11 protein-coding genes are annotated in these 12,359 nt (G+C 54.9%); 4 read left to right on the forward strand and 7 right to left on the reverse strand.

Translation table 11 applies throughout. The features are described from left to right. Positions 1-68 precede the first annotated feature (68 nt). The 3 genes from DD586_RS09770 to manX form a co-directional block, all read right to left on the reverse strand. Complete coding sequence (locus DD586_RS09770) at positions 69-905, reverse strand: PTS mannose transporter subunit IID (RefSeq protein WP_012884646.1); 837 nt, start codon at positions 903-905, stop codon at positions 69-71. A 14-nt stretch (positions 906-919) separates the two neighbouring features. After that, positions 920-1,717: a PTS mannose/fructose/sorbose transporter subunit IIC gene (locus tag DD586_RS09775; protein ID WP_012884647.1), complete on the reverse strand. Its 798-nt coding sequence runs from the start codon at positions 1,715-1,717 to the stop codon at positions 920-922. A gap of 68 nt (positions 1,718-1,785) precedes the next feature. After that, entirely contained in the window at positions 1,786-2,742 is a 957-nt protein-coding gene (gene manX, locus DD586_RS09780) for a PTS mannose transporter subunit IIAB (RefSeq protein WP_012884648.1), read from the reverse strand. 584 nt (positions 2,743-3,326) lie between these two features. Here manX and DD586_RS09785 point away from each other — a divergent pair. Continuing rightward, positions 3,327-4,877, forward strand: coding sequence for a TerC family protein (locus DD586_RS09785; protein WP_012884649.1), 1,551 nt, complete (start codon positions 3,327-3,329; stop codon positions 4,875-4,877). Between the two features lie 101 nt (positions 4,878-4,978). Here DD586_RS09785 and DD586_RS09790 read toward each other — a convergent pair whose 3' ends face one another. The 3 genes from DD586_RS09790 to pabB form a co-directional block, all read right to left on the reverse strand. Then, a complete protein-coding gene (locus tag DD586_RS09790) occupies positions 4,979-6,340 on the reverse strand; it encodes an L-serine ammonia-lyase (protein ID WP_012884650.1) in 1,362 nt (453 codons plus the stop codon). A 271-nt stretch (positions 6,341-6,611) separates the two neighbouring features. Then, positions 6,612-7,235: a CoA pyrophosphatase gene (locus DD586_RS09795; RefSeq protein WP_012884651.1), complete on the reverse strand. Its 624-nt coding sequence runs from the start codon at positions 7,233-7,235 to the stop codon at positions 6,612-6,614. An 18-nt stretch (positions 7,236-7,253) separates the two neighbouring features. Further along, positions 7,254-8,624: an aminodeoxychorismate synthase component 1 gene (gene pabB / locus DD586_RS09800; protein WP_012884652.1), complete on the reverse strand. Its 1,371-nt coding sequence runs from the start codon at positions 8,622-8,624 to the stop codon at positions 7,254-7,256. A gap of 146 nt (positions 8,625-8,770) precedes the next feature. On the opposite strand from pabB, the gene DD586_RS09805 reads away from it, so the two are divergent. Next, positions 8,771-8,956 (forward strand): YoaH family protein, encoded by a 186-nt coding sequence (locus DD586_RS09805; protein WP_012884653.1) that lies wholly within the window; start codon positions 8,771-8,773, stop codon positions 8,954-8,956. Positions 8,957-9,017: 61 nt separating this feature from the next. Here the strand turns inward: DD586_RS09805 and DD586_RS09810 are convergent, their stop codons facing one another. Beyond that, the gene (locus tag DD586_RS09810) at positions 9,018-9,365 is read right to left on the reverse strand and encodes a RidA family protein (RefSeq protein ID WP_012884654.1); all 348 of its coding nucleotides are present in this window, start codon (positions 9,363-9,365) and stop codon (positions 9,018-9,020) included. Between the two features lie 273 nt (positions 9,366-9,638). Between DD586_RS09810 and DD586_RS09815 the strand changes: the two genes are divergently transcribed. Then, positions 9,639-11,558, forward strand: coding sequence for an ATP-dependent DNA helicase (locus tag DD586_RS09815; RefSeq protein ID WP_012884655.1), 1,920 nt, complete (start codon positions 9,639-9,641; stop codon positions 11,556-11,558). Positions 11,559-11,623: 65 nt separating this feature from the next. Beyond that, complete coding sequence (tsaB, locus tag DD586_RS09820) at positions 11,624-12,325, forward strand: tRNA (adenosine(37)-N6)-threonylcarbamoyltransferase complex dimerization subunit type 1 TsaB (protein ID WP_012884656.1); 702 nt, start codon at positions 11,624-11,626, stop codon at positions 12,323-12,325. Positions 12,326-12,359 lie beyond the last annotated feature (34 nt).

The following is a 12,359-nucleotide window of genomic DNA, read 5'->3' on the forward strand; positions in this document are numbered from 1 at the left end:
AACAGGGTAACAATACAAACAGTAACATGACAAAAAGTAATATGGCCGGGTTGCCCCGGCCAGTAGCGTCAGAGTCCCAACACGCCAATCCAGTAACCGATGATGCCGATAACGAAAAAGCCGACAATCAACCACAGTGCATTTACTTTGCGACGCAGAAGCCACATACAGCCAAACGTCAGCAGTAACGGCACCAGGCCTGGCATCAACTGGTCAAGTATCGATTGCACCGTCGTGACGGTGGTATGCCCATCCTGTCCGGTTACGCGTGACACCACCAAAGGAATATTAACGTGGGTCCATTTATTGACCAGCGCGCCCATGACGAATAGCCCCAGAATCGACGCCCCTTCAGTCATTTTTTGCAGCAAGCCGCCACCCATATCACTTACAATATCTGCCCCTTTGCGGTAACCGTAAGCCACACCGTAATAGCGTACCAGCAGGCGCACCAGATTAAACAACACAAAAAACAGGATGGGGCCGAGCAGGCTGCCGCTCATGGCGATGCCCGCACCCAGCGCGGCGAAGACAGGACGCGCTGTTCCCCAGAAGATCGGGTCACCCACACCGGCCAGTGGCCCCATCAGCCCGACTTTTAGGCCGTTTATCGCAGCATCGTCGATCGGTGCGCCGTTGGCTCGCTGCTCTTCCATCGCCATCGTCACACCCAGAACGGGAGCGGCGACAAACGGCTGTGTATTAAAAAACTCCAGATGGCGTTTAATCGCCTGTTTCCGCTCTTCCGAGTTTTCCGGGTAGAGGCGACGAATCACCGGTACCATGGAAAAGCAGAAGCCCAGTGCTTGCATGCGTTCAAAATTCCACGACCCCTGGAACAGGTTCGAGCGCAGGAACACAGCGCGAATGTCGCTGGGAGTCAGTTTCTTTGTGGTATCCACCATGGCTTGCTCTCCTGTTAATCCAGTTCGTTATCAAGATCGTTGTTTGACGATGCAGCCGCTGCACCATGAGCTTTGTTGTATTTAGGGCTGAGTTGGATATACAGCACCGCCATAACAACACCGATAACGCCCAGTGCGACCAGATTGAAATTGGTGAAGGCGGCGGTAACAAAGCCCAAATAGAAAAATGGCATCAGATAACCGGCGCGCATCATGTTGATGACCATCGCATAACCGACGACCACGATCATACCGCCGGCGATGTTCAGCCCGGTGGTGACCACCTCGGGGATGGAAGAGAGCAGACTGTGTACCGCTTCTGTCCCGACTGAAATGGCAACAATTACCGCTGGGATAGCAATACGCATGGCCTGCAGCAGCAGGGCGGATACGTGAATCCAACTGATAGCGGAAAGGTTGCCGCGTTCAGCAGCGCTGTCAGCGGCATGCTGGAAGGCGACGGTGATAGTCCGCACAATAATGGTCAGTACCTGACCTGCAGCGGCCAGTGGGATAGCCAGAGCGATCCCGGCACCGACGCTTTGGCCGCCAGCGATAACCAGAATTGTGGAGATGATGGAGGCCAGGGCCGCATCAGGTGCAACCGCCGCACCGATGTTCATCCAGCCTAACGCGATCATTTCCAGCGTACCGCCGATAATAATCCCGGTTTTAAGATCGCCCAGCACCAGCCCGATGAGGGTACAGGCCACCAGCGGCCGGTGAAACTGGAATTCGTCGAGAATAGAGCCCATACCTGAAATACAGGCCACAATAAATATCAGCACGATTTGAAACGTGGTGATCTCCATGGTACTTCTCCTGTGAGAATAGTGGTCCAAACAATAACGTCGTCACGCGCTCCGTTGTTCCGGAGGCGTCAATGCGCCACTTTGGTGATCAAGTCCATCATATTGAGTTTGGTATCTGTCGATACCTTACGGACTTCCAGCTCAATACCACGCGCATGGAGCTTGTTGAACGCGTCGATATCCTTGTCGTCAATCGATACCGCATTATTGACCTGGGTTTTGCCCTGACGGTAAGCCATCCCGCCGATATTGACCGACTTAATCTCGACGCCGCCTTCTACCAATCGCAGTACATCAGTTGGATTGGTGAACAACAGCATCACGCGGTCAGCGGCGTATTTCGGGTTATCGTAAACCCTGACCGCCTTGGCGACATCGACCACATGCGCGGAAACGCCGGGGGGGGCGACTTGAGTCAGTAGCGTTTTTCGCACGTTATCCGCTGCCACTTCGTCGCTGACCACAATAATCCGGTTGACGTTGGTTTCCTTGGTCCAACGGGTCGCGACTTGACCGTGAATCAGGCGGTCGTCAATGCGAGCCAACCCGATTTTCATGTGTCCACCCGCTCCCGGCGGCGCGCTTGGCTTGGCGCTGACAGGGGCAGGGCGAGGCGCTTTTTCCGGTTCGGGGGCTTTCAGTGCTTTGACGCCAGCACGACCGGCCTCCAGGGCGATAGCAACCAGTTCGTCGAAGGCTGGGTTATCGTCGCGGGCCATAAATGTTTCGGCCAGCATGGGAATATTGACCCCGGTAATCACTTCGTGATTTTTCTTGTCATTCACCAGACGGCTGGCCGCGTTAAACGGGCTACCGCCCCAGGTATCGACCAGAAAAAGCACACCTTGCGAGGTGTCCAGTTCGGTTAGTTTCGCCTGATATTTTTCCATCAGGATTTCGGCGTTTTCGCCGGGAACAAAATCAATCCAACCAACGTTACTCTGTTCACCAAGAATCATTTCAGCTGTATTTAACAGCGGACCGGCCGTGGCGCCGTGAGTGCATAGTATGATGGCAATACTCACTTGCTCCCTCCTTTCAAGAATCACCGTTTTGTTGAGAGTGAAATCTGTCTGATTATCTGGATAAATTTCGTCACGTTTATCTGTGAGCGATATTCAGTATGGCTGCAATACCGTTTCTTGCCCGATTCTTTCCCGATATGGGGCACAAAAAGCGTCTAAGTTACGTATTACGCCGCTTTATGAATCGATTCAGGGCAGACTGACATCGGCAGGATTTATTTTAGGGGTCGAATAAATAAATTATGTGATATCGGTCGATAATCGGTGGCTGAATTGTGCTGGTGATGGCTGTATTGCTCGTGATGCGACCCGCTTCGCGGAGTCACAGAAAATCGTTGTGGAAAATAGCATTGACTCTGTTAAAGTTACTCTCCCTTTAATTACAGAGGAGTTACGGGTAAACGCCCTTCCTATGGACTGTCACCGACGATTCATTTCTTTTACTCCGGCGCTGGCCGGTGGTGTTCTTCAGCCAATAGGCCATTCAGGCCGTATTCAGCCTTGTACTGATATCTCCCTTTTTCTTTTGCTGCACAATGCGACGGCATTGATGTCGTTTGCTCGTTCATTTTCCGGAGTCTGACATGGAATTTTTGCTGGATCCCTCAATCTGGGCAGGCTTACTGACGCTGGTGGTACTCGAAATTGTATTGGGTATCGATAACCTGGTGTTCATCGCCATTCTGGCAGATAAACTGCCTGCCAGGCAGCGTGATAAGGCGCGTATCATCGGTTTATCGTTGGCGCTGTTGATGCGGCTTTGCCTGTTATCACTGATTTCCTGGATGGTGACACTGACTCGACCGCTGTTTTTCGTCGGGCAGTTTAGCTTTTCGGGCCGCGATTTGATTTTACTGGCCGGGGGGATATTTTTGCTGTTCAAGGCAACGATGGAGTTGCATGAACGGTTGGAAAATCGCCCGCATGATCCCAATGCCAACCGTGCGCAGGCAAGTTTCTGGGCCGTAGTGGTACAGATCGTTATCCTGGATGCGGTGTTCTCGCTGGATGCGGTGATTACGGCGGTAGGTATGGTCAACCATCTCGGTGTGATGATGACCGCCGTGGTGATCGCGATGGCCATTATGTTGTTGGCATCGAAGCCGTTAACCCGTTTTGTGAACGCGCATCAAACCGTCGTTGTGCTTTGTCTGAGCTTCTTGCTGATGATCGGCTTGAGTCTGGTAGCGGAAGGATTTGGTTTTCATATCCCGAAAGGCTACCTGTACGCGGCGATCGGTTTTTCGATCATTATCGAATTGTTTAATCAGGTTGCCCGGCACAATTTCATCAAACACCAGTCGCACCGACCGATGCGTGAACGTACCGCCGAAGCGATTTTGCGTCTGATGGGGGCGCGCAAAGCGACCCATGATGAGGAAGAGCAGCCGCTGCAACAACCGGAAGAAACGTTTGCGGAAGAAGAACGCTACATGATAAGTGGGGTGCTGACGCTGGCTTCCCGTTCCCTGCGTAGTGTTATGACACCGCGTACCGATATTTCCTGGGTAGACAGTGAACGGTCGGTGGAAGATATCCGCCTGCAATTACTGGATACGCCGCATAGCCTGTTTCCGGTGTGTCGGGGCTCGCTGGATGAGCTGGTCGGTGTCGTGCGCGCCAAAGACTTGCTGGTCGCGTTGGAAGAGCATATCGATGTGGAGCAGTTCGCTGCCAACAACCCGCCGATCGTGGTACCTGAAACATTGGATGTGATCAATCTGCTGCCGGTATTACGCCGGGCAAAAGGTAGTTTGGTGATCATTACCAATGAGTTTGGCGTGGTACAAGGGCTGGTTACGCCGCTGGATATTCTGGAGGCGATCGCTGGCGAATTCCCGGATGAAGATGAAACGCTGGATATCATCGAAGAGGGTGACGGCTGGCTGGTGCGGGGGGGGACCGATCTGCATTCGTTGCAGCAGGTGCTCAATGTGCAGGATCTGGTCGACCCGAAAGAGGATTATACCTCGCTGGCAGGACTGCTGTTGGCGCACAGTGATGAGTTCCCCAAAGTGGGTGACACATTGGAACTGCACCGGTTGCGTTTCCTGATCGTAGAAGCGACGGACTATCGTATCGAGCTGGTCCGGGTGGCCCGTATACCGGAAACGACCGCAGAAAACGCTGTATAAGTGGTATTGGTCGTTTGAGGTAGTAACGCCCGCCGTTATGGCGGGCGTTACCGACTGAAAGTTTCAATCAATATCAGGATGAATCTGTACGTTGTTTGCGATCAGTCGCATTGCACCTTGATTGCCAGCCCACCGCGGGAGGTTTCGCGGTATTTGGCGTTCATGTCTTTGCCGGTTTCGTACATGGTTTCAATCACCTTATCGAGTGATACGCGGGCTTCAGTTGTTCGACGTATCGCCATGCGGGTCGCGTTGATGGCTTTGACAGACGCGATAGCATTGCGCTCGATACACGGCACTTGCACCTGTCCGGCAACCGGATCGCAGGTCAGGCCTAAATTGTGTTCCATCCCGATTTCTGCGGCTACACACACCTGCTCCGGGCTGGCACCCAGCAATTCAGCCAGACCTGCTGCGGCCATTGAACAGGCCACTCCCACTTCGCCCTGACAGCCCACTTCCGCTCCGGAAATAGACGCATTCATTTTATACAACGACCCGATCGCACCGGCCGCCATGAAATAACGCAGGTAGATACCGGGGCCGACGGGTTCGATAAAATGATCATAGTAGGCCAGTACCGCTGGCACGATGCCACAAGCGCCGTTAGTCGGTGCGGTGACAACCCGTCCTCCGGCTGCGTTTTCCTCGTTGACCGCCAATGCGAACATATTGACCCAGTCCACAACGTTCATCGGGTCGTTAGATAGCTTGTCCGAAGAGACCAACATGCGGCGAAGCGCGGCGGCGCGGCGCGGTACCCGCAGCGGGCCGGGCAACACACCTTCGGTGTTCATGCCGCGATCCATACACGCGCGCATGGTTTGCCAGACCGCAGCGAAATAATCTTCAATTTCCTGACGGCTATGCAATGCCATTTCATTGCGCATCATCATGCCGGAAATGGAAAGCCCACTTTGTTTGCAGTGCTCCAGAATTTCCCGGGCGGAACGATAAGGATGCGGTACGGTGAGAGTGTCTTCCTGAGTTTGGCCAAAGTGCGCTTCATCGACGATAAACCCACCGCCAATCGAATAATACGTTTGGCGAAACAACGGAAGATCGCCAGCAAAAGCGGTCAGTGTCATGCCGTTTTCGTGCAACGGCAAATTTTCTCCCCGAAAGATCATGCCGCCTTCGCGGGGGAAGGCGACCTCATGCACTCCCGCCAGAGATAACCGCTCGGTCTGCTCGACTTCCCGAATGAACGTCGGGATAGCATCGATATCCACCGTATCGGGTTGGTTACCCGCCAGGCCAAGGATAATCGCGATATCGGTATGGTGCCCCTTGCCGGTCAGAGCCAGAGAGCCGTAAACCTCGACCATGACCCGATCGGTACGGGACAGCAAATCCCGCTGTTGCAGTTCATCGATAAATTGCTTACCGGCTTTCATCGGTCCAACCGTATGAGAGCTGGAGGGGCCAATTCCGATTTTGAACATGTCGAATACGCTTATCACGCTGAAACTCCTCTCAGGGCGTTGCCTGTTGTGACTATTTGCCTGTTGTGACTATATAGGAAGCGGGTCATTATAGGAAGCGGGTCATTGTTGCTCGCCATACCACCACTTATCCGGTGTGATGGCGCGAAGCTGACTCGCTTTAGAATAAAACTCGATAGAATGCGCTATTGTAGTGGAGAGTATGCTGCCATATTCGGCTTTTCACATGAAATAAAGTTATGTTATGCCGAAAAATAACTTATGGCTGGCTAGGAGGAACACGCAGAGATCAAACTGACTCCGGCATCGCCACATGCAGTGCTAATTGACGAATGATAGCAGCGGTTAACCCCCAGACCAGTTGCTGCTGATACCAGGAGAGATACACCCGGTGGCGTTGCTGATGGCGTTTGATATCAAGCGGGTAGTAGCGCTGCAAGGCAAACGCCTCGCGTAATGGCATTTCAAACAATTCTGCGACTTCATCAGCGTTGGGATGAAAGGGCGTGTCCTCCGGTAATAGCCCGACCACCGGCGTGACCTGATAACCACTGGAGCTGTCGAAGGCGGGTAGCGTACCCAAAATCTGAACCGATGCCGGAGGAATGGCGACTTCCTCCTGGGCTTCACGCAGTGCGGTGGCAATCAGCGAGGCGTCTTCTGGGTCTGCCGCTCCGCCGGGGAACGCTACCTGCCCGGCATGCTTACGCAGGTGGGGCGAACGGCGTGTCAACAGCAGGCACGGGTCCGGGCGACGGATAATCGGTATCAGTACGGCAGCCTGCCGTTGGTGGCGCGTAATCGGCAAAACCGGGGCCGTTTGTAACTGAAAGCGTGTAATAAACGCGTCCAGATCATAAGAGGAGTCATCCTCCGTATCGGACAAGAAAGGCAACAGCGTAGTATCCGTCATCTTGTTCAGCCCTCCGGTTTACTCCATGGTCGATACCATTAATAACGGCAGAATGCGGCCAATCTTGTCGAATGTTTCCTGATATTCTGCCTGTTCTTCGCTATCGGCCACAATTCCACCACCCGCCCAGCAGGAAAGTGTGCCGTTGGTGGCGATCAGTGTGCGAATGGTGATGTTGGTATCCATGGTGCCGCAAACGCTGAGATAGCCGATGCTGCCGCAATACGCATTGCGTCGGTGTGGTTCCAGTTCCTCGATAATCTCCATCGCCCGCACCTTAGGCGCGCCGGTGATTGAACCGCCGGGAAAGCAGGCGCGTAACAAGTCTGTGGCGTGCTGTTGCGACGGGAGTTGTGCTTCGATGGTACTGACCAGATGGTGTACTGCCGGAAACGGCTCCACCACAAATAGTTCGGGAACACGCACGCTACCTGGCACGGCGACCCGACCAATATCGTTGCGCAGCAGGTCAACGATCATCAGGTTTTCTGCGCGGTCTTTTTCGGAGTCAGCCAGTCGCTGTGCCTGACGGGCATCCTCGTCGGCATCCGATAGCCGCGGCAGCGTACCTTTGATCGGTCGCGTTTGAATGTGGTGATCGTGCAGCCACAGGAAACGCTCTGGCGAAATACTGAGCACGGCGCTATGCGGCAATCGCAAAAAAGCGGAAAACGGTGCCCGGTTGCTGGCGGAAAGCGTCAGAAATGCCTGCCATTCATCCCCTTGATAAGTCGCCTGAAAACGCTGAGCCAGATTGACCTGATAACAATCGCCTGCACGCAGATAGTCCTGAATCCGGCGGAATTTTTCACCGTACTGGTCACGACTCATGTTGGCTTGCCAGTTGCGGGTCAGGCAGAAGGTACCCGGTTCAACGGGGGCAAGGTTATTTAGCCAGTCCAGTCGGCTCGCTACATCGCCATGACACACCAGGGTCAGGCGCTGTTGGTGATGATCGGCAATTAGCGCCCAATCGTAAATCCCCACCGCCATGTCGGGCAGGTCGATATCCCGCGCCGCCACAGACGGCAGGTGTTCCACCCGTCGACCCAGATCGTACCCAAACAGGCCTAGTGCGCCGCCCTGAAACGGGTAATCCGGATGGGGCGGCACGTTGACTGCCAGCGCGTCGATATGCTGTTGCAGCAATAAAAACGGGTCTTCAGTCGATATCTGCCGGGTATCGCCTTGTTGGATAGTGGTTTGCGTACCGGTGGTCTCTAGCGTCAGACGCGGCTCCGCCACCAGAATGTCAAATCGGTTATGGGGATGGTCGGCAAATCCGGAATGGAGCAACATCGCCCAAGGCTGATGTGAGAGCGTGCTAAAAAGGCGTAACAGCACATCCGGTTGGTAGGGCAGAGCATGATAGACTATCGGTGTCGGCATAACGGTATTGGTATGGTCTCACGATGTTGGTCATACCGGCAGCCAAGCGCTGAACCGGCAGCAGGCGTTGCAGTGTTGCAAGCGTACCACAAACCGCAGCCTGACGCGGGCATAGTCGGCATAAAAAGGTTTTCAGGAGACGAATGATGTTTGCAGGTATCCCGGCGCTGACCCATGATCAGCAGCAACAGGCGGTGGAAAGAATACAGCACCTGATGGAGGAAGGCATGAGTAGCGGTGAAGCCATTGCCCAGGTCGCGGAGGAGTTGCGTCAAAACCATCAGGGAGCACGGGTGGTAGCGCGTTTTGAGGATGACGACGCACCAGAGTAATGCAAGAGTAATGGCTGACGGGCGGCGTACTTCATTGCCGCCCGTCAGCCGCCCGCGAGTGTTATGCCACAGCGGCGATCGCTTTGATTTCCACTTTAAATTTGGGGTTCATCAGCTTCGCTTCGACGGTGCAACGCACCGGCGCGCTGCCTGCCACCACCCAGGCATCCCAGGCGGCGTTCATGGCGGCGAAGTCCGCTTTGTCGGCCAGAAAAATAGTGACATCCAGCAGGCGACTCTTATCGCTGCCCGCCTGTTGCAAGATGGCATCCAGCGACGCGAGCGCGTTTTCGGTTTGCGCCTTGGCATCGTCATCCAGATTTTCCGGCACACTGGTGTAGTACAGCGTGTTGTTATAGATAACCGCGTCGGACCAGCGTGCGTCAGGATTGATACGGGTAATGGCCATGAAGTCAGTCTCCTTGTGGCGTGTGCGCGTTGCAGGATTTGCGTATTGCCGCATGTGCAGTGCAGTTGTGCAGAATTGCGCAGAGTAGAACAGGCGCTAAAACCGCAGAGACTAACACAGTTCGGCTTTCCGTGTGACCCCAGCGTGGGGCGCAAATATTAGCGTGCGGTGGAGACTTGAGCCGAAGTGGTGTCGCGCACGCAGGCTTGGCATAATCAGCCACCTTAATTCCGCCGCATTCAGGTGACGGCATTGTCAGACAAGAGAGACCGCGTGATAGCAGAGAGCACAATCGACGATTTTGCAACGGATGGCGTACTGGCGCGGGCGATTCAGGGCTTCCAGCCGCGTGAACCGCAACGCCAGATGGCGGCGGCTGTGCTGTCAGCCATCGATGCCCGACAACCGCTGGTGGTAGAGGCGGGTACCGGTACAGGCAAAACCTATGCGTATCTGGCACCTGCGCTGCGTTCTGGTAAAAAAGTGATTGTGTCTACCGGTTCGCGCGCGTTGCAGGATCAGTTGTATAGCCGTGATCTACCGACAGTCGCCACCGCATTACAGTTTCAGGGTAAGCTGGCGCTACTAAAAGGCCGTGCCAATTATTTGTGCATCGAACGCTTAGAGCAGCAATCGCTGGCGGGCGGTGATTTGGGTCATGACGTGTTGCGTGAGCTGGTACGGTTGCGTGGTTGGAGCCGCGAAACTGAAGACGGCGATATCAGCCAGTGCGGCGATGTCGCTGAAGACAGCGCGGTATGGCCGCTGGTGACCAGCACCAACGATAACTGCCTTGGCAGCGATTGCCCGCATTATAAAGACTGTTTTGTGGTGAAGGCCCGTCGACGGGCGATGGATGCCGATGTGGTGGTGGTGAACCATCATCTCTACCTGGCGGATATGGTGGTCAAAGAGAGCGGGTTTGCTGAACTGATCCCCGATAGCGACGTGGTGATCTTCGACGAAGCCCACCAGATTCCGGATATTGCCAGCCAATACTTTGGTCAACAGCTCTCCAGTCGCCAGTTGCTGGATCTCGCCAAAGATATCGTGATTGCCTACCGCACTGAAGTGCGTGACGCCAGCCAGTTGCAGAAAAGCGCCGATCGATTGAGCCAGAGTACCCAGGATTTCCGGCTGGCGCTGGGTGATCCGGGATTTCGCGGCAATTTACGTGACATCGTCACGGATAATGTATTACAGCGGTCATTGACGTTGTTGGATGATGCGCTGGAACTGTGCTGCGATGTGGCGAAATTATCGCTGGGCCGTTCTGCGTTGCTGGATGCGGCTTTTGAGCGTGCGACCCTTTACCGGGCTCGGTTAAAGCGGCTGCGTGATGTACAGCAGCCTGGCTACAGCTACTGGTATGAATGTACCTCACGTCATTTTGTGTTGGCACTGACGCCACTGTCGGTCGCAGACCGCTTTCGCGATGTGATGAAAGAGAAACCGGCCTGTTGGGTGTTTACCTCGGCCACGCTGTCGGTTAACGAGCAACTCACGCATTTTATCGAACGATTGGGGCTGGATCAGGCACGCACACTACTGCTACCAAGCCCGTTTGACTACGCGAGTCAGGCATTATTGTGCGTACCGCGCAACCTGCCGGAGATCAATCGACCTGGTGCTGCCAGACAGTTGGCGCGGTTGTTGCGTCCACTCATTGAAGCCAATCAGGGGCGCTGCTTCATGTTGTGTACCTCACACCAGATGATGCGCGATCTGGCCACGGAGTTTCGTGCCTCGTTAACGTTGCCGGTGCTGGTTCAGGGTGAAACCAGTAAGCCGCAATTGCTGGCGCAGTTTTTGGCGGCGGGCAATGCGCTGCTGGTGGCGACTGGCAGCTTCTGGGAAGGGGTGGATGTGCGGGGAGATGCGCTGTCGTGTGTGATTATCGACAAGTTACCGTTTACCTCACCGGACGATCCGCTGCTTAAAGCGCGTATGGAGGATTGTCGGGTGCGCGGCGGCGATCCGTTTAATGAGGTACAACTACCCGATGCGGTCATTACGCTAAAGCAGGGTGTGGGCCGGCTGATTCGTGATGTGGAAGATCGCGGCGTGTTGGTGATTTGCGATAATCGCCTGGTGACACGGCCCTATGGCGAGGTGTTTCTGACCAGCCTGCCGCCTGCGCCAAGAACGCGAGATTTGCGCCAGGCTATCGATTTTCTGACGCGCAAACCGTGACGCTTACCGGCGCTGGCTGTTATGATGCGCGCCGTTGAAATATTCTCTCCCTGCCTGAGGTTGGCATGTCTACGCGAATTTTAGCGCTTGATACCGCAACGGAAGCCTGTTCTGTTGCACTCTGGAATGATGGTGAAATCCATTCCCTGTTTGAGGTTTGCCCTCGCGAACATACCCAGCGAGTATTGCCGATGGTCCAGCAACTGCTGGCCGAGCAGGGTATTACGCTCAATCAACTGGACGCGCTGGCGTTCGCTCGGGGCCCCGGCAGTTTCACGGGTGTGCGTATTGGTATTGGCATTGCACAAGGGTTAGCGCTGGGCGCCGGTTTGCCGATGCTTGGCGTGTCAACGTTGGCGACGCTGGCGCAAGGGGCATATCGTCTGACCGGCGCGAACCGGGTATTGGCCGCCATTGACGCCCGTATGGGCGAAGTCTACTGGGCGAGCTATGAGCGTGATCAGCAAGACCACTGGCAGGGCGAAGCGAGTGAGGCCGTGCTGGCACCGGTTCAGGTGCAGGCACTGACGGCATCACTGAGTGGCGACTGGGCCACAGCCGGAACCGGCTGGCAAACCTACCCGGCTTTACTTGATAACCCGGCTATCACCCTGAATCATACCGATGTGCTGTTGCCCCATGCACAAGATATGCTGCCGCTGGCCTGGCAGTTATGGTCGTCAGGCGGTGTGGTGAACGTTGAACAGGCTGAACCCCGCTATCTGCGCAACAATGTGGCATGGAAAAAATTACCCGGCCGCGAATAACAGCAACTTATCGCATCAGCTACAGTCTAATTCA

Source organism: Dickeya parazeae Ech586 (assembly GCF_000025065.1).
GTDB lineage: Bacteria > Pseudomonadota > Gammaproteobacteria > Enterobacterales > Enterobacteriaceae > Dickeya > Dickeya zeae.

Bases quoted from the DNA above. Each gene is read 5' to 3' on its own strand.
- DD586_RS09770 (WP_012884646.1), bottom strand. From the start codon at position 905: ATGGTGGATACCACAAAGAAACTGACTCCCAGCGACATTCGCGCTGTG.
- DD586_RS09775 (WP_012884647.1), bottom strand. From the start codon at position 1,717: ATGGAGATCACCACGTTTCAAATCGTGCTGATATTTATTGTGGCCTGT.
- DD586_RS09785 (WP_012884649.1), top strand. From the start codon at position 3,327: ATGGAATTTTTGCTGGATCCCTCAATCTGGGCAGGCTTACTGACGCTG.
- DD586_RS09795 (WP_012884651.1), bottom strand. From the start codon at position 7,235: ATGACGGATACTACGCTGTTGCCTTTCTTGTCCGATACGGAGGATGAC.
- pabB (WP_012884652.1), bottom strand. From the start codon at position 8,624: ATGCCGACACCGATAGTCTATCATGCTCTGCCCTACCAACCGGATGTG.
- DD586_RS09805 (WP_012884653.1), top strand. From the start codon at position 8,771: ATGTTTGCAGGTATCCCGGCGCTGACCCATGATCAGCAGCAACAGGCG.
- DD586_RS09810 (WP_012884654.1), bottom strand. From the start codon at position 9,365: ATGGCCATTACCCGTATCAATCCTGACGCACGCTGGTCCGACGCGGTT.
- tsaB (WP_012884656.1), top strand. From the start codon at position 11,624: ATGTCTACGCGAATTTTAGCGCTTGATACCGCAACGGAAGCCTGTTCT.